Source organism: Pseudomonas sp. H26/SER47-MNA-CIBAN-0231 (genome assembly GCF_040310465.1).
GTDB classification, from domain to species: Bacteria; Pseudomonadota; Gammaproteobacteria; order Pseudomonadales; family Pseudomonadaceae; genus Aquipseudomonas; species Aquipseudomonas atacamensis.
Genome location: NZ_JBEOPW010000008.1, coordinates 219722 through 237984, shown reverse-complemented (window position 1 = coordinate 237984; position 18263 = coordinate 219722). Strand labels below are relative to the sequence as shown.

11 protein-coding genes are annotated in these 18263 nt (G+C 60.7%); 7 read left to right on the top strand and 4 right to left on the bottom strand.

The genetic code is table 11. From position 1 onward, the window contains the following. Nucleotides 1–107 precede the first annotated feature (107 nt). From AAEZ10_RS15230 to AAEZ10_RS15215, 4 genes are all read left to right on the top strand, one after another. The gene (locus AAEZ10_RS15230; RefSeq protein ID WP_041480999.1) at nucleotides 108–3215 is read left to right on the top strand and encodes an efflux RND transporter permease subunit; all 3108 of its coding nucleotides are present in this window, start codon (nucleotides 108–110) and stop codon (nucleotides 3213–3215) included. After that, nucleotides 3212–4684, top strand: a complete 1473-nt coding sequence (locus AAEZ10_RS15225) for an efflux transporter outer membrane subunit (RefSeq protein WP_130929874.1) — start codon at nucleotides 3212–3214, stop codon at nucleotides 4682–4684. Before AAEZ10_RS15230 ends, AAEZ10_RS15225 begins: the two co-directional genes overlap by 4 nt. A gap of 299 nt (nucleotides 4685–4983) precedes the next feature. After that, nucleotides 4984–7065, top strand: a complete 2082-nt coding sequence (locus AAEZ10_RS15220) for a putative bifunctional diguanylate cyclase/phosphodiesterase (RefSeq protein WP_016774626.1) — start codon at nucleotides 4984–4986, stop codon at nucleotides 7063–7065. Between the two features lie 119 nt (nucleotides 7066–7184). Beyond that, complete coding sequence (locus AAEZ10_RS15215; RefSeq protein ID WP_071172352.1) at nucleotides 7185–7931, top strand: SDR family oxidoreductase; 747 nt, start codon at nucleotides 7185–7187, stop codon at nucleotides 7929–7931. A gap of 132 nt (nucleotides 7932–8063) precedes the next feature. On the opposite strand, the gene mapR is transcribed toward AAEZ10_RS15215, so the two are convergent. The 3 genes from mapR to AAEZ10_RS15200 all read right to left on the bottom strand — a co-directional run bounded on the left by mapR (nucleotide 8064) and on the right by AAEZ10_RS15200 (nucleotide 11586). Further along, on the bottom strand, nucleotides 8064–9473 hold the full coding sequence (gene mapR, locus AAEZ10_RS15210; RefSeq protein WP_071172353.1) for a GntR family transcriptional regulator MpaR: 1410 nt from the start codon (nucleotides 9471–9473) through the stop codon (nucleotides 8064–8066). Between the two features lie 238 nt (nucleotides 9474–9711). Next, the gene (gene ccoG / locus AAEZ10_RS15205; protein ID WP_350569874.1) at nucleotides 9712–11142 is read right to left on the bottom strand and encodes a cytochrome c oxidase accessory protein CcoG; all 1431 of its coding nucleotides are present in this window, start codon (nucleotides 11140–11142) and stop codon (nucleotides 9712–9714) included. 195 nt (nucleotides 11143–11337) lie between these two features. Then, nucleotides 11338–11586, bottom strand: a complete 249-nt coding sequence (locus AAEZ10_RS15200) for a DUF3203 family protein (RefSeq protein ID WP_016774630.1) — start codon at nucleotides 11584–11586, stop codon at nucleotides 11338–11340. A gap of 123 nt (nucleotides 11587–11709) precedes the next feature. On the opposite strand from AAEZ10_RS15200, the gene AAEZ10_RS15195 reads away from it, so the two are divergent. Then, a complete protein-coding gene (locus AAEZ10_RS15195) occupies nucleotides 11710–12222 on the top strand; it encodes an MgtC/SapB family protein (protein ID WP_016774631.1) in 513 nt (170 codons plus the stop codon). A gap of 178 nt (nucleotides 12223–12400) precedes the next feature. Here the strand turns inward: AAEZ10_RS15195 and AAEZ10_RS15190 are convergent, their stop codons facing one another. Next, nucleotides 12401–12559, bottom strand: a complete 159-nt coding sequence (locus AAEZ10_RS15190) for a hypothetical protein (RefSeq protein ID WP_163012245.1) — start codon at nucleotides 12557–12559, stop codon at nucleotides 12401–12403. A 217-nt stretch (nucleotides 12560–12776) separates the two neighbouring features. Here AAEZ10_RS15190 and AAEZ10_RS15185 point away from each other — a divergent pair, with 217 nt between their 5' ends. Both AAEZ10_RS15185 and treS read left to right on the top strand, forming a co-directional pair. After that, entirely contained in the window at nucleotides 12777–14774 is a 1998-nt protein-coding gene (locus AAEZ10_RS15185) for an alpha-1,4-glucan--maltose-1-phosphate maltosyltransferase (protein ID WP_350569871.1), read from the top strand. A 146-nt stretch (nucleotides 14775–14920) separates the two neighbouring features. Continuing rightward, on the top strand, nucleotides 14921–18262 hold the full coding sequence (gene treS, locus AAEZ10_RS15180; RefSeq protein WP_350569869.1) for a maltose alpha-D-glucosyltransferase: 3342 nt from the start codon (nucleotides 14921–14923) through the stop codon (nucleotides 18260–18262). Nucleotide 18263 lies beyond the last annotated feature (1 nt).

Below are 18263 nucleotides of genomic sequence, written 5' to 3'. Positions count from 1 at the left end.
GAGCTTGCTCGCGAAAGCGGTGGGTCAGTCACTTTCAATGTTGAATGTAATACCGCATTCGCGAGCAAGCTCGCTCCCACAGGGTTCGGCGGTAGGGGCTGGAGCGCATGAATCTTTCAGGTCCCTTCATCAAACGCCCCGTGGCAACCATGCTGCTCTCGCTGGCAATCATGTTGCTCGGTGGGGTCAGTTTCGGTCTGCTACCAGTATCGCCATTGCCGCAGATGGACTTCCCGGTGATCGTGGTTCAGGCCAGTCTGCCGGGCGCCAGTCCCGAGGTGATGGCTTCAACGGTGGCGACGCCGCTGGAGCGTTCGTTCGGTGCGATTGCCGGCGTCAATACCATGAGCAGCCGCTCCAGTCAGGGTTCGACGCGGGTGATTCTGCAATTTGACCTCGACCGCGACATCAACGGCGCGGCGCGGGAAGTGCAGGCGGCGATCAATGCTTCGCGCAATCTGCTGCCAAGCGGGATGCGTAGCATGCCGACCTATAAAAAGGTCAACCCGTCGCAGGCGCCGATCATGGTGCTGTCGCTGACCTCGGACGTGCTGGAAAAAGGCCAGCTCTACGACTTGGCCTCGACCATCCTCTCGCAAAGCCTGTCGCAGGTGCAGGGCGTCGGTGAAGTGCAGATCGGTGGCAGTTCGCTGCCGGCGGTGCGCATCGAGCTCGAACCGCAGGCGCTGAACCAGTACGGCGTGGCCCTCGACGATGTGCGCAAGACCATCGCCGACGCTAACGTGCGCCGGCCCAAGGGCTCGGTCGAGGACGGCGAGCGCCTGTGGCAGATCCAGGCCAACGACCAGTTGGAGAAAGCCAAGGATTACGAGTCGCTGATCATTCACTACGCCGACGGCGCCGCATTGCGTCTCAAGGATGTGGCGAAAGTCAGCGATGGCGTCGAAGACCGTTACAACAGCGGTTTCTTCAACGACGACGCGGCGGTATTGCTGGTGATCAACCGTCAGGCCGGCGCCAACATCATCGAGACGGTCAACGAGATCAAGGCGCAGTTGCCCGCGCTGCAAGCGGTGCTGCCGGCCAGCGTCAAACTCAATCTGGCCATGGATCGCTCGCCAGTGATCAAGGCCACGCTGCATGAAGCCGAGATGACCTTGCTGATCGCCGTCGCCCTGGTGGTGCTGGTGGTGTACCTGTTTCTGGGTAACTTCCGCGCCTCGCTGATCCCGACCCTGGCGGTGCCGGTGTCGCTGGTCGGTACCTTTGCGGTGATGTACCTGTACGGGTTCTCGCTGAACAACCTGTCGCTGATGGCGCTGATTCTCGCCACGGGTCTAGTGGTGGACGACGCCATCGTGGTGCTGGAAAACATTTCCCGGCACATCGACGAAGGCGTCAAGCCGATGCAGGCGGCGTACCTCGGGGCCAAGGAAGTCGGCTTTACCCTGCTGTCGATGAACGTCTCGCTGGTGGCGGTGTTCCTGTCGATCCTGTTCATGGGCGGGCTGGTCGAGAGCTTGTTTCGCGAATTTTCCATTACCCTGGCGGCGGCAATCGTGGTGTCGCTGGTGGTGTCCCTGACGCTGACACCGATGCTCTGCGCGCGCTGGCTCAAGCCGCACACCCCAGGCCAGGAAAACCGCTTGCAACGCTGGAGCCACAAGACCAACGACTGGATGGTCGGCAAATACGCCACCAGCCTCGACTGGGTATTGCGTCATCGGCGTCTGACCTTGTTCAGTCTGCTGCTCACCGTTGGTGTCAACATCGCGCTTTATGTGGTGGTGCCGAAAACCTTCCTGCCGCAGCAGGACACCGGCCAGTTGATTGGTTTCGTGCGAGGCGACGATGGTCTGTCGTTCAACGTCATGCAGCCGAAAATGGAAACCTTCCGCCGCGCCGTGCTCAAGGATGAAGCGGTGGAAAGCGTGGCCGGGTTCATCGGCGGCAACAACGGCACCAACAACGCCTTCATGATCGTGCGCCTGAAGCCGATCAAGGAACGCCAGCTGTCGGCGCAGAAAGTCATCGAACGTCTGCGCAAGGAAATGCCCAAGGTGCCCGGGGCGCAGTTGATGCTGATGGCCGACCAGGATCTGCAGTTTGGTGGCGGCCGCGAGCAGACCAGTTCGCAGTACACCTACATCCTGCAAAGCGGCGACCTCGCCGAGCTGCGCAAGTGGTTCCCGAAAGTGGTCACCGCGTTGCGTGCCTTGCCCGAGCTGACCGCCATCGACGCCCGCGAAGGTGCCGGGGCGCAGCAGGTGACGCTGATTGTCGATCGTGATCAGGCGAAACGCCTGGGGGTCGACATGAACATGGTCACCGCCGTGCTTAACAACGCCTATAGCCAGCGGCAGATTTCGACGATCTACGACAGCCTCAACCAGTACCAGGTGGTGATGGAGGTCAATCCGAAATACGCCCAGGATCCGGTGACGCTCAAGCAGGTCGAGGTGATTACCGCTGACGGTGCGCGGGTGCCGCTGTCGACGTTCGCCCATTACGAAAACAGCCTGGAAAACGACCGGGTCAGTCATGAAGGCCAGTTCGCGTCCGAAAGCATTTCCTTTGACATGGCCGAAGGCGTGACCGTGGAGCAGGGCAGTGCCGCCATTGAACGGGCGATCGCCAAGGTCGGCCTGCCGGAGGATGTGATTGCGAAAATGGCCGGCACCGCTGATGCTTTCGCGGCCACACAGAAGAGCCAGCCATTTATGATCCTCGGTGCATTGCTGGCGGTGTATCTGGTGCTCGGCGTGCTGTATGAAAGCTACATCCACCCGCTGACCATTCTTTCGACATTGCCCTCGGCCGGGGTTGGCGCGTTGCTGTCGATCTATGCGTTGGGGGGCGAGTTCAGCCTGATTTCCCTGCTGGGGATATTCCTGCTGATCGGCGTGGTGAAGAAAAACGCCATCCTGATGATCGACCTTGCGCTGCAATTGGAGCGGCATGAGGGCCTGTCGCCGCTGGAGTCGATCCGCAGCGCCTGTCTGCAACGCTTGCGGCCGATCCTGATGACCACGCTGGCGGCGATCCTCGGCGCCTTGCCCTTGCTGCTCGGCCGTGCCGAGGGTGCGGAAATGCGCCAGCCGCTGGGCCTGACCATCATTGGCGGTCTGGTGTTCAGCCAGGTCCTGACCCTCTACACCACTCCGGTGGTTTACCTCTATCTCGACAAGCTGCGCCATCGCTTCAACAAATGGCGCGGCGTGCGCACTGACGCCGCTCTGGAAACTCCGCTATGACTGACCGTTCGCTTCTCCAATTGGCCACCGTCCGCGGCTCGCGCCTGTTGAGCCTGTCACTGTGCGTGGCGCTGCTCAGCGCTTGCGCGGTCGGCCCGGACTACCAGCGCCCGCAAACCGCCGAAATCGCTCAGTTCAAGGAAGCCGAAGGCTGGCGTCAGGCCAATCCCAGCGACTCGCTGGCCCGTGGCGCCTGGTGGGAGTTGTACGGCGACCAACAGCTCAACGCCTTGATCGAAAAACTCAACAGCTCCAACCAGACCGTCGCCCAGTCCGAAGCGCAGTTTCGGCAGGCGCAGGCTTTGGTGCGCAGCGCGCGTGGGGCGTTTTACCCCAGCGTCGACCTGAGTCTGGGCAAGAACCGCTCCAGTCAGGGCACCGGCAGCAGCAGTTCGAGCCTGAGCAGTTCCTCAAGCGGTATTCGTGATACCTACACCGCGCAACTGGGCGTCAGCTGGGAAGCCGATGTCTGGGGCAAGCTGCGCCGTGGGCTGGAGGCGGATGAGGCCAACGCCCAGGCGAGTTTTGCCGATCTGGCAGCGATGCGTCTGAGTCAGCAATCGGAACTGGTGCAGAACTACCTGCAACTGCGCGTGATCGATCAGCAGAAGCGTTTGCTTGAGGCCACCGTTGCCGCTTATGAGCGTTCGCTGAAAATGACCCAGAACCAGTACCGCGCCGGGGTTTCCGGGCGCGATGCGGTGGCGCAGGCGCAAACCCAGTTGAAAAGCACCCAGGCCGATCTCGTCGACCTGATCTGGCAGCGCGCACAGTTCGAAAACGCTATTGCCGTACTGACCGGCGAAGCACCGGCCAACTTCAGCATTGCCGAAAGCCAGAGCATCCCGAATCTGCCGCAGGTACCGCTGAGCTTGCCTTCACAACTGCTGGAACGCCGTCCTGACATCGCTTCGGCCGAACGCTCGGTGATTGCCGCCAATGCCAATATCGGCGTGGCGAAAGCCGCGTATTACCCAGATCTGACCCTGAGCCTGAGCGGCGGCTACAGCAGCAGTACCTCGAAAAACCTGATCAGCCTGCCGAACCGCTTCTGGTCGGTCGGCCCGCAGCTGTCGTTACCTCTTTTCGATGGTGGCATTCGTTCGGCCGAGGTTGACCGCAGCGAGGCAGCCTATGACGAAACCGTCGCGCGCTACCGCCAGACTGTGCTCGACGGTTTCCGCGAAGTGGAAAACTACCTGGTCCAGCTCAAGGTGTATGAGGACGAAGCGGCGGTACGCCAGGAAGCGCTGGATGCCGCTCGCGATTCCCTGCGCCTGACGGAAAACCAGTACAAGGCCGGACTGATTGCCTATATCGATGTGGTAGTGGTGCAGGCCACGGCGCTGAGTAACGAACGTAGTGTGCTTAATATTCTGCAGAGTCGATTGATTGCCAGCGTGCAACTGATCGCCGCACTGGGCGGCGGCTGGGACGGCCAACTGGATGTCAGCGACAACACCCGATGATCATTCCCACGCTCTGCGTGGGAATGCCTCACCGGACGCTCCGCGTTCAGCTTTGAAAGGGACGCGGAGCGTCCCCGGCTGCATTCCCACGCAGAGCGTGGGAACGATCGTCATCAGCCAGTTCTGCTTAGGTTAAAGCCCGCCACAGAGCCTTATAGGACGATCGAACAAGCGTTTCATCGGCTTGATGGCAATTTGGTTACTTTGTCAGTGCGTTCTTCCGCGCAATCAGTACAATCGCCGCATTTGCCCGACCGAGAATGGAAGCAGTACGGTTTCGGCTTGTCACGAGAACGTCCATGCTCATCGGCAGCTATTCCTTCACTTTGGTTTTCATCTCGCTGTGCGTGGCCATTCTGGCTTCCTACACGGCGCTCGACCTGACTGGGCGCATCGCCACGGCGAAAGGCCGGGCCGTGCATTTCTGGACGGCGGGCGGGGCGTTGGCGATGGGCGTTGGCGTCTGGTCGATGCATTTCATCGGCATGCTCGCCTTCAAATTGCCGATCGACCTGGGCTATGACTTCGCCCTCACTGCGCTGTCGCTGCTGATCGCGGTGCTGTCCTGCGGTTTCGCCTTGTGGCTGGTCAGCCAGCCGAAGCTGCCCCTGGCGCAACTGGCCTTCGGTGCGTTGATCATGGGGGCGGGCATCAGCGCCATGCATTACACCGGTATGGCCGCGCTGCGCATGACCCCGGGCATCGATTACGACCCGACCCTGTTCAGCGCCTCCCTGCTGATTGCCGTCGGCGCCTCGGCAGCGGCGTTGTGGATTGCCTTTCGCCTGCGCCAGCATTCGCCCTATGTGCGGCTGATTCGTGCCGGCGCGGCGGTGATCATGGGTGTGGCGATTGTCGGCATGCACTACACCGGCATGGCGGCGGCGCAATTTCCTGACGGCAGTTTCTGCGGCGCGACGCTCAATGGCTTGAAGGGCAATGGCCTCGACAGTCTGGTCGTGGTCACCACGCTGGCGGTGCTGTCGATTGCCCTTTTGACCTCGATTCTCGATGCCCGCCTCGAAGCGCGCACCGCTGATCTGGCGCACTCGTTGACCGTAGCCAACCGCGAACTCACCCAACTGGCCTTGCACGATCCGCTGACCAGTCTGCCCAATCGCATGTTGCTCGACGACCGCATCAATCAGGCGATCAGAAAAGTTGAAGAGCAGGGCGGCTGCTTCGCCTTGATGTTCATCGACCTCGACGGTTTCAAACCGGTCAACGACGCATTCGGCCATCACATGGGCGACCAATTGCTGCGTGAGGTCGGCGCGCGTCTGCGTGAAGACTTGCGCAGCCAGGACACCCTGGCGCGAATCGGCGGCGATGAGTTCGTTTTGCTGGTGCGCTTGAGCGAGCCCAATGACGCCTTGAGCCTGGCCGCGCGTCAGGTCGGCCTGATCGGTCGCACGTTCCGCGTCGCCGAGCATGATCTGCAGATTTCCGCCAGTGTCGGCATTGCCCTGTATCCGGGCAACGGCGCCAACGCCCAGGAACTGCTGATGAACGCCGACGCCGCGATGTACCACGCCAAGGGTGGCGGCAAGAACGGCTACAGCTTCTTCGATGCGTCGATGAACACCAACGCGCGCAAACAACTGCAACTGTTGCAGGACCTGCGCGCGGCCATTGAGCACAACCAGTTCTGCCTGCATTACCAGCCCAAATTCGACGCCGCCAACGGTCGCCCCGTCGGTGCCGAAGCGCTGCTGCGTTGGAAGCATCCGCTGCATGGCATGCTGATGCCGGACAAGTTCATCGATCTGGCGGAGAAAACCGGGCTGATCATTCCGATGGGTGAATGGGTGCTCAACGAAGCCTGCCGGCAGATGCGCGAATGGTACGTGCTCGGTTACACCGACTGGCGCATTGCCGTGAACCTCTCGGCTTTGCAGTTCTGCCATGCCGGGCTGGTGCAAAGCGTGGCCAAGGCGCTGGCGACCCACCATTTGCCGGCCAACAGCCTGACCCTGGAAATCACTGAAACCACAGCGATGAGCGACGCTGACGCGAGCATGACCGTCCTGCAAGAGCTGTCGGACATGGGCGTCGACCTGTCGATCGACGACTTCGGCACCGGTTATTCCAGCCTGATGTACCTCAAGCGCCTGCCGGCCAATGAATTGAAGATCGACCGCGGTTTCGTCCGTGATCTGGAGCACGACAGCGATGATGCGGCGATCGTCTCGGCGATTGTTGCGCTGGGGCAGGCCCTGGATCTGCGGATTGTCGCCGAGGGTGTCGAGACCGGCGCGCAACAGGATTTCCTGACCAAACTGGGCTGTGACTCGCTGCAGGGCTATCTGCTCGGCCATCCGATGCCGGCGGAGCGCTTCATGCAGGACATCGTGCGTGGGCAACGGCTGGCGGTGGTCTGAGAGACCCTGTGGGAGCGAGCTTGCTCGCGAAGGCGCCCGAATAGGCGCCACATGCAAAACCCGCCAATCGCAGTTATTCTTCCCCCGACTGTTACGTGTGCACGTGGGGGAAGGCCAGCATGGATAAAGTCATTGTCATCACCGGTGGCGGGCGCGGAATCGGCGCGGCTACGGCATTGCTGGCAGCCGAACAGGGCTACCGGATCTGCATCAACTATCAGTCGGATGAGCAGGCCGCACACAGCGTACTCGAACAGGTTCGAGCCTTGGGCGCACAGGCCATCGCGGTTCGCGCCGATGTCAGCATCGAAGACGAAGTGATCGCGATGTTTCAGCGCGTCGACACCGAACTGGGCCGGGTCACCGCGCTGGTCAACAACGCGGGCACCGTCGGGCAGAAGTCGCGAGTCGATGAAATGTCCGAATTCCGCATCCTCAAAATCATGAAAACCAACGTGCTGGCGCCGATCCTCTGCGCCAAACACGCGATCCTGCGCATGTCGCCCAAACACGGCGGGCAGGGCGGCAGCATCGTCAACGTCTCCTCGGTCGCGGCACGCCTCGGTTCGCCGAACGAGTACGTTGATTACGCCGCATCCAAAGGCGCGCTCGACACCTTCACTATCGGTCTGTCGAAAGAAGTGGCGGGCGAGGGCATTCGCGTCAATGCCGTGCGTCCGGGTTACATCTACACCGACTTCCATGCGCTGAGCGGCGACCCGGATCGGGTCAGCAAGCTCGAATCGGCGATTCCCATGGCCCGGGGCGGGCGGCCGGATGAAGTGGCGGAGGCGATTGTCTGGCTGCTGTCGGACAAGGCTTCGTATGCGACCGGGACGTTTGTTGATTTGGGGGGCGGGCGGTAGGGCTTTGAGCTTTTTGTCGTTAATACCGGCCTCTTCGCGAGCAAGCTCGCTCCCACAGTGGATTTGTGAATACAGACCCCATGTGGGAGCGAGCCTGCTCGCGAAGGGGCCAGTCCAGACAACATCTATCCCTCAGAACGACCGCACAATCCGCCCCAACGTCTCCATGGCCTTTTCCGATTCCTCGGTCCACGGGCTGCCGTAATTCAATCGAATACAGTTCCTGAAACGCTGGGTCGGCGAGAATATCGGCCCCGGCGCGATGCTGATGCCTTGCGCCAATGCCATTTGAAACAGCTTCAGCGAATCCATCTGCTCCGGCAATTCCAGCCACAGAAAGTAGCCGCCCGCCGGCTGGCTGACCCGGGTCTGCGCCGGAAAATACCGAGCAATCGCCGCGAGCATCGCGCTCTGCTGTTCTTCCAGGGCATAACGCAGTTTGCGCAGATGCCGATCGTAGCCGCCGTGTTGCAGATAATCGGCAATTGCCGCTTGCGCCGGCATCGAAGCGCACAGCGAGGTCATCAGCTTCAGTCGCTCGATCTTCTGCGCGAAACGCCCGGCCGCCACCCAGCCGATGCGATAACCGGGCGCGAGACTTTTGGCGAACGAGCCGCAATGCATGACCAATCCTTCGGTATCAAAAGCCTTGGCCGGTTTTGGCGCCTGTTGCCCGTAATAAAGCTCGGCGTAGACGTCGTCTTCGATCAACGGTACCTGATGCTGACGCAGCAGTTCGACCAGTTCCTGTTTCTTCGCCTCGGGCACGGTCGCGCCCATTGGGTTCTGGAAACTGGTCATGCACCAGCAGGCCTTGATCGGATGGCGTTCCAGAGTTTGCGCGAGCACGCCGAGGTCGATGCCGTCACGCGGGTGCACGGGGATTTCCACGGCTTTGAGCTTCAGGCGCTCCAGCACTTGCAGGCAGGCATAAAACGCCGGGGCCTCGATGGCCACCAGATCGCCGGGCTCGGTCACTGCTTGCAGGCACAGGTTCAGCGCTTCGAGAGCGCCGTTGGTGATGAGTAGCTCTTCCATCGGCAGCATCAGCCCGCCGACCATGTAGCGCAGGGCAATCTGTCGGCGCAGTTGCGGGTTGCCCGGCGACATATCGGTGACGACCATGCGCGGGTCCATCTCCCGCGCGGCGCTGGCCAGGGAGCGCGACAGGCGTTGCAGCGGGAACAGCGTCGGGCTGGGGAAGGCCGAGCCGAAGGGCACGGTGTTGGGGTCTTTGATCGAATCGAGTACCGAGAACACCAGTTCGCTGACGTCGACTTCGGTGGATTCGTTGACCTGGCTGCTGATCACCGGCTCGGAAAATGTGCTCGGTGTATGGGCGTTGACGAAGTAACCGGAGCGCGGCCGGGCGCGGATCAGGCCGCGGCGTTCGAGCAGGTAATAGGCCTGGAACACGGTCGACGGGCTGACCCCGTAAGCCTGGCTGGCATAGCGCACCGACGGTACCCGCTGGCCAGGGCCGAGGACGCCGGAGCGGATCAGTTCAGCGATGTCGTCGGCGAATTTTTCGTAGCGTTTCATCGGTGGGCCTTGGTGGACTTGATTTTGTGGGGTGTCAGGGAAGGAGCCCTCACCCTAGCCCTCTCCCAGAGGGAGAGGGGACTGATTGGAGGATGCTGATGAAATATGCCGACCTGACACTGCTTTGCCGAATCCATAATCGACTCGGTCTTTCAGGTCGATGCATAGCGACAGACACCTCGGTCGGCTCCCTCTCCCTCCGGGAGAGGGCTGGGGTGAGGGCAGCAATGCCAGCTCCTCAACGATTCATCGGCGCCACAAACCGGCTGTTCGCCACGCTGTATACCTGCGGCTCGTCACTGTCTTCAATCCTGAAACTCAACGTCTGCGAACTGCTCGCCGGGCGCTCGGTGGTCATCGCCACCGACACCGGCACATCGACAATCTCCCCGGGCGCCAGGCTCAGTGCCGTTTTGCCCTGCAACTCAAATCCGTCGCCATCAACCAGACTCAAGCGGTACTCCTGCCGCTGTTGAGTCTTGTTGATCACTTTCAGCGAATAAATATTCTCGATCTGCCCCTGAGCGTTCTCGCGGAACAGCCCACGATCCTTGGTCACGTCCAGCGACACCATCGGCCGCTCGATCAATGCCAGCGCCAACGCGCCGATCATCACCAGCAACACCGCCGTGTAGCCAATCAAACGCGGACGCAGCAGATGAGTCTTGCCGCCCTGCAATTCGCGCTCGGAACTGTAGCGGATCAGGCCGCGCGGGTAATGCATTTTGTCCATGATCGAATCGCAGGCGTCGATGCATGCTGCGCAGCCGATGCATTCCATTTGCAAGCCATCGCGGATGTCGATGCCGGTCGGGCAGACCTGCACGCACAACTGGCAGTCGATGCAATCACCCAGGCCGGCTTCTACCGGGCGCACATCACGCTTGCGCGGACCCCGGTTTTCGCCGCGGGCGGCGTCGTAGGCAATGGTCAGCGTGTCTTTGTCGAACATCACACTCTGGAACCGCGCATACGGGCACATGTGCATGCACACCGCCTCACGCAACCAACCGGCGTTGATGTAGGTCGCGGCGGCGAAAAACAGCACCCAGAACAGACTGACCCCACCGATCTGCAGGGTCAGCAGTTCTTCGGCCAGCGGCCGGATCGGGGTGAAATAGCCGACGAAGGTCAGGCCGGTGATCACGCTGATTGCCAGCCACAGCGTGTGCTTGGCGGCACGCCGCGCCAGTTTGTTCAGGCTCCATGGCGCCGCTTGTAGTTTGATGCGCTGGTTGCGCTCGCCTTCGGTGATCTTCTCGCACCACATGAAGATCCACGTCCACGAGCTCTGCGGGCAGGTGTAACCGCACCAGACGCGACCGGCAAACACGGTGATGGCGAAGAGTCCGAACGCAGCGATGATCAGCAGCGCTGAGAGCAGAATGAAATCCTGCGGCCAGAACGTCGCGCCAAAGATGTGGAATTTGCTTTCCGCCAGATCCCACAGCACCGCCTGCCGACCGCCCCAGTTCAGCCACACGGTGCCGAAAAACAGCACGAACAGAAGTCCGGCACCGCTCATACGCAGGTTGCGGAACAGGCCGGTGAAACTGCGGGTGTGGATCTGCTTGTCGGTGGATCCGGCAGTCGCCTTCAGTGGGCGCGCGGGTACGCTTTTTATTGTTGGCGATGCTTCTACGGTTCGGACGGGGATTTGCTCGCTCATGTTCGTTCGCTCATCAGCCTCCATCAGGCCGATGCACTATGAGCGCCGATCTGTTTGCAGAACAGACTCAGGTTTGGCAATAAAAAGCGGATCAGATGAGGTTTGACGCAATGCCTGCGACAACGTGAAGCAACCTGACAGGCAAGGCGCAAACGCCTATTGCAGGCGTCTGCGTCGGGTGTTGATCGAGATCAATCAAACCACCGAATCACTGTCGTCGGCCTTCAGATGTTTGCGCCCGTCCTTGGCCCCGGCGACGGTCAAGGCATCGGCTTCTGCTTCGGTGATGTAGGTGCGCTTGCCTTCGATTTCCACGAACGACATGGCTTTGTCACTGTCGGTCAGGACTTCAAGGGTGTCGCAGATGCGAATTTCCTCACCATGCTCGACGGTAAAAAAACACACTTTCTGCTCGGGGTTGGATTCATCGATTCGCACGGGCATGGCGGCAGTCCTTGTTCCAGGGAGGTCTGCATATTAGGAAGCGCAGCGCGCCGATCGTTCTGCGCAACCGATTAATGGTCGCTGTTGTCCATCGTTTATCTAACCAATAACAAGGGAGGCACGATGGAAGACTGGTGGGATGAAGTGTGGGCCACGATGCAAGCCGAATTTGCCGATATCGGCGACGCCTCGCAAATGACCCGGATCACCGTACGCCTGGTGATGGCGGCAATTCTCGGCGGGATACTCGGTTTCGAGCGCGAACATAAAGGCAAGGCAGCGGGCGTGCGCACGCACATGCTGGTGGCGCTGGGCGCGGCGTTGTTTGTATTGGTGCCACAGACCTCGGGCGCAGAATCCGATGCGATGAGTCGGGTCTTGCAGGGCGTGATTGCCGGGATCGGCTTTCTCGGCGCCGGCACCATACTGAAAAATCAGCAGGGTGACGAGGCGCATGTCAAAGGCCTGACCACGGCGGCGGGTTTATGGATGACGGCGGCGATCGGCGTGGCGGCGGGGCTGGGCAAGGAAGCGACGGCATTGCTCAGTACCATTCTGGCGCTGGCGATTTTCAGCGTGATGCCTTACGTGGTGAGAGTGTTCGAAAAGGATGTCGACAAGAACGACCACCTCTGACTCTCCGCCGTCTGATGATCGTTGCCTGATCGTTCCCACGCTCCGCGTGGGAATGCCTCAACGGACGTTCCGCGTTCGGCTCTGGATGGGACGCGGAGCGTCCCGGGCTGCATTCCTTTGCTGCGCGTGGGAACGATCAGATCAGACGCGGAGCATGGGGACGATCAGGAGGCAGGGTTCAGACGATCACCGGCGGCATCGTGCTCGGTGGCTCTTCTTTCGGTGGTGGCGTGGTGCCTGGCGGCTCTTGCTCGGGCACCGGTGGCGGTTCGGTGTCCGGCAGGGTGGGTTTGTCGATGTTCGGATCGGGCGTTTCCGCCGGGATCGGGATGCTCATCAGGTGACCTCCGTATGGCACATGGCGTGGGACGTGCTTAAGTGAGTTGACCCGGCCACGACAAATTCGATCCGCAGATTTGTCTTGTTAATTTCATCTGAACTTTTCCCCGCGCCGGTTGCTCGGAACCTAAGTGAGTTCATGACAGGGCCGGCGCTTTGTCGCGAATACTGTTCCGGCACAAGAGCGTCCTTGGGGCGTTAAGGAGAGATGCTCAATGACTGCTGAAAGACCTTCAGAGCTGAGTTACAACCCGCACATGCCATTGTCGCAGGCGTTGCTGCTGCCACGTATCGTCATCGAAAACACCGTGCCGACTCTCGACGGCGGCCAGTTCGCCGCCAAATCGATTGCCGGGCGCGAAGTGGTGGTGACCAGCAAAGTCTTTGCCGACGGCCATGACAAGCTCGCCGTGCGCATCCGCTGGCGCGAGGAAGGCCAGGAAACCTGGCAGACCGAGGTCATGTCCGATCAGGGCAATAACACCTGGCAAGGCCAGTTCCGCCCTGAGGAGCAGGGCCGCTACCTGTATTGCATCGAAGCGTGGATCGACCATTTCGCCAGCTTCCAGTACGAACTGGAAAAGAAGCACAGCGCGGCGGTGCCGGTTTCTCTGGAGTTGCAGGAAGGCCGCACGATGGTGCAACAGGCCGCCGAACGCAGCGAAGGGCAGCTCAGCGAGCAGCTCGCCGCGCTGCACCATGAATTGTCCGGCCTGCTCGAAACCGAGCAGGTTGCGCTGTTTCTGCACTCGCGCAGTGCAGAGCTGATGGCTCAGGCCGATCACCGCGCCTACCTCAGCGTCAGCGCCGAATTTCCCATGGACGTCGAGCGCGAACTCGCCGAGTTCGCCAGTTGGTACGAGCTGTTTCCGCGCTCCATCACCGACGATCCCCAGCGTCACGGCACTTTCAACGACGTGCACTCGCGACTGCCGATGATTCAGGACATGGGGTTCGATGTTTTGTACTTCACGCCGATTCATCCGATCGGCCGTGCCCACCGCAAGGGCCGCAACAATTCCCTGACCGCTGGCCCGGACGATCCGGGCAGTCCGTACGCGATCGGTAGCGAGGAGGGTGGTCACGAGGCGATACATTCGCAACTCGGCACCCGTGAAGATTTCCGCCGCCTGGTGGCTGCCTCCGCCGATCACGGTCTGGAAATCGCTCTCGACTTCGCCATCCAGTGTTCTCAGGATCACCCGTGGCTCAAAGAGCATCCGGGCTGGTTCAACTGGCGCCCGGACGGCACGATCAAATACGCCGAAAACCCGCCGAAGAAATACCAGGACATCGTCAACGTCGACTTCTATGCGCCGGACGCGATTCCGAGTCTGTGGGTCGAGTTGCGCGACATCGTCGTCGGCTGGGTCAAGGAAGGCGTGAAAATCTTCCGCGTTGACAACCCGCACACCAAACCGCTGCCGTTCTGGCAATGGCTGATCGCCGATGTGCGCACGCTGTATCCGGAAGTGATCTTCCTCGCCGAGGCCTTCACCACGCCGGCGATGATGGCGCGTCTGGGCAAGGTCGGGTATTCGCAGAGCTACACCTATTTCACCTGGCGCAATACCAAGGCCGAACTGGCGGAATATTTCACCGAGCTGAATCAGTCACCGTGGCGCGAATGCTACCGGCCGAATTTCTTCGTCAATACCCCGGACATCAACCCGGCGTTTTTGCATGAGTCGGGGCGTCCCGGTTTCCTCATTCGCGCGGCGCTGGCGACTATGGGTTCGGGGCTGTGGGGCATGTATTCCGGTTTCGAATTGTGCGAATCGGCGCCAGTACCGGGCAAAGAGGAGTATCTGGATTCGGAGAAATACGAAATCCGCGTCCGCGATTTCACCGCACCCGGCAACATCATTGCCGAAATCGCCCAGCTCAACCGTATCCGTCGGCAGAACCCGGCGCTGCACACGCATCTGGGGCTGAAAATCTACAACGCCTGGAACGACAACATTCTGTACTTCGGCAAGCGCAGCGCCGATGGCAGCAATTTCATTCTGGTCGCGGTCAGCCTCGATCCGCATAACGTGCAGGAAGCGAATTTCGAACTGCCGCTGTGGGAAATGGGCCTGCCGGACGATGCCACCACCCATGGCGAAGATTTGATGAACGGCCATCGCTGGGACTGGCACGGCAAATATCAGTTCATGCGTATTGACCCGGCGTATCAGCCGTTCGGGATTTGGCGGATCAGCGCCACGTAATGATCGTTCCCACGCTCTGCGTGGGAATGCATCCCGGGACGCTCCGCGTCCCAAAGCGGACGCAGAGCGTCCATGGCGGCATTCCCACGCAGAGCGTGGGAACGATCGTCGTGGGACGCCCATAAAGTATTCAACAGGAGTTCCACATGGCGAAGAAACCCAAGGCAGCCGCCTTCATCAAAGACCCGCTCTGGTACAAGGACGCGGTGATCTATCAGGTTCACGTCAAATCGTTTTTCGACTCCAACAATGACGGGATCGGCGACTTTCCCGGGCTTATCGCCAAACTCGATTACATTGCCGACCTCGGCGTCAACACCATCTGGCTGCTGCCGTTCTATCCCTCGCCACGTCGCGACGACGGTTACGACATCGCCGAATACCGTGGCGTGCACAGCGACTACGGGACCATGGCCGACGCCAAGCGCTTCATTGCCGAAGCGCACAAGCGCGGGCTGCGGGTGATTACCGAACTGGTCATCAACCACACGTCCGACCAGCACCCGTGGTTCCAGCGTGCACGTAAAGCCAAGCCGGGTTCGGCGGCGCGGGATTTCTACGTCTGGTCCGATGACGACCAGAAGTACGACGGCACGCGAATCATCTTCCTCGACACCGAGAAGTCCAACTGGACTTGGGACCCGGTCGCCGGTCAGTACTTCTGGCACCGCTTCTATTCGCACCAGCCGGATCTGAACTTCGATAACCCGCAAGTCATGAAAGCCGTGTTGTCGGTGATGCGCTACTGGCTGGACATGGGCATCGACGGCCTGCGCCTTGACGCGATTCCGTACCTGATCGAGCGCGACGGCACCAACAATGAAAACCTGCCCGAGACCCACGACGTCCTCAAGCAGATCCGTGCCGAGATCGACGCCAACTACCCCGACCGGATGCTGCTGGCCGAGGCCAATCAGTGGCCGGAAGACACTCAGCTGTATTTCGGTGACACCGATGCCGCTGGCGTCAATGGCGACGAATGCCACATGGCCTTCCACTTCCCGCTGATGCCGCGCATGTATATGGCGCTGGCGCAGGAAGATCGCTTCCCGATTACCGACATTCTCCGGCAGACCCCGGAAATTCCGGCCAATTGCCAGTGGGCAATTTTTCTGCGCAACCACGATGAGCTGACCCTGGAAATGGTCACCGACCGCGAGCGCGATTACCTGTGGAACTACTACGCGGCTGACCGTCGCGCGCGGATCAACCTCGGTATTCGCCGTCGTCTCGCACCGTTGATGGAACGCGATCGTCGCCGCATCGAACTGCTCAACAGTCTGCTGCTGTCGATGCCCGGCACGCCGACCCTGTATTACGGCGACGAAATCGGCATGGGCGACAACATCTACCTCGGCGACCGCGACGGCGTGCGTACGCCGATGCAGTGGTCGATCGACCGCAACGGCGGTTTCTCCCGCGCCGATCCGGCCAGTCTGGTACTGCCGCCGATCATGGATCCGCAGTATGGCTATCAGTCGGTTAACGTCGAAACCCAGTCCGGCGATCCGCATTCGCTGTTGAACTGGACGCGGCGCCTGCTGGCCGTGCGCAAGCAATCGAAAGCGTTCGGCCGTGGCACGTTGAAAATGCTCTCGCCGGCCAACCGTCGCGTGCTGGCTTATACCCGCGAATACACCGATGTCGATGGCAAGCACGAAATCATCCTGTGCGTGGCCAACGTCTCGCGCAGTGCGCAAGCAGTGGAGCTGGATCTGTCGGCGTACGTCGGCATGGTGCCGGTGGAAATGCTCGGCGGTAACGCGTTCCCGCCGATCGGTCAGTTGAATTTCCTTCTGACCCTGGCGCCTTATGGCTTCTATTGGTTCGCACTCGCGGCGGAAAACCAGATGCCGAGCTGGCACGTCGAACCGGCGCAGAGCCTGCCGGATTTCACCACGCTGGTACTGAAAAAACGCATGGAAGAGCTGCTCGAAGCGCCGTCGCGTACGACGCTGGAACAAAGCATTCTGCCGAGCTGGCTGCAGAACCGTCGCTGGTTCGCCGGCAAGGACGCGGCGATCGAGAAGGTTAATCTGGCTTATGGCGTGCGTTTCGGTGATGCCCAGCATCCAGTGCTGCTCAGCGAAATCGAAGTTACCAGCGGTGGCCAGACCAACCGTTATCAACTGCCGTTCGGCTTCATTGGCGAAGACCATGTCGGCCCGCCGTTGCCGCAGCAATTGGCGCTATCGCGTGTACGCCGTGTGCGTCAGGTCGGTCTGATTACTGATGCGTTCAGCCTGGAGACTTTCGTCCGCGCCGTTCTGCAAGGCATGCAGAACAACACCGTACTGGAATCGATCGAAGGCGAAATCCGCTTCGAACAGACAGATCATCTGGAAAAACTCGGCCTCGGCGCCGAGTCGGATGTGCGCTACCTGTCGGCCGAGCAATCGAACAGCTCCGTGGTTGTCGGCAACAGCCTGGTGCTTAAGCTGATACGCAAAGTGGCTTCTGGCGTACACCCGGAACTGGAGATGAGCGCTTACCTGACCGAGGCCGGGTTTGCCAATATCTCGCCACTGCTCGGTTCGGTGATTCGCCGCGATGCGCAGGGTGAAGACAATCTGCTGATGATCGCTCAGGGCTATCTGAGCAATCAGGGCGATGCATGGGAATGGACGCAGAACAACCTGGAACGGGCGCTCCGTGATGAACTGGCCGACGCCATGTCCGAGCAGGAGCAGCATTACAACGCCCTCGGCGAGCTGAGAGACTTCGCCGGCATGCTCGGTCAGCGTCTGGGCGAGATGCATCAGGTGCTCGCTGCGCCGACCGAGAACACCGACTTTGCGCCGCAAGTGTCGTCGAGCAAGGACATGGCCGCGACGGCCAAGGATGTCACCGCCCAGGTCGAACATGCCTTGAAACTGCTCAAGCAGCATCAAGGCGAGTTGAACGCGGCGGATCAGAAACTGGTCAAGCGCCTGCTCGACGAGAAGAAAACCATTCTTGCCCATGTGCAGGATCTGGCGAAGAAAGCCACTGGCGGCTTGCGCATTCGGGTGCATGGCGACTTGCACCTGGGTCAGGTACTGGTGATCAAGGGCGATGCCTACTTGATTGACTTCGAGGGCGAACCTGCGCGGCCGTTGAGTGAGCGTCGCGGCAAGCACAGCCCGTACAAGGATGTCAGCGGCGTACTGCGTTCGTTCGATTACGCAGCGGCGATGACCATCAATGTGCACAACGTCGACAACAGCGTCGAAGCCGAAGCGGCGCGTAAACGGGTCGCCGAGCGTTATCTGCGCGAAGCACGCGAGGCATTTGTCCAGGCATACCGCGAGGCAGCAGCTAGTCTTGAGCATGCCTGGCAGGATCCTCAGGGTGCCGACGCCGCGCTGGCGTTGTTCGGCCTGGAAAAAGCCGCTTATGAAGTGGCCTACGAGGCGGAAAACCGCCCAACGTGGCTGCCCGTGCCATTGCACGGCTTGTATGGATTATTGACAGGGCTTAAACCCTTTTCCGATCTTGGTGGAGAGTAGT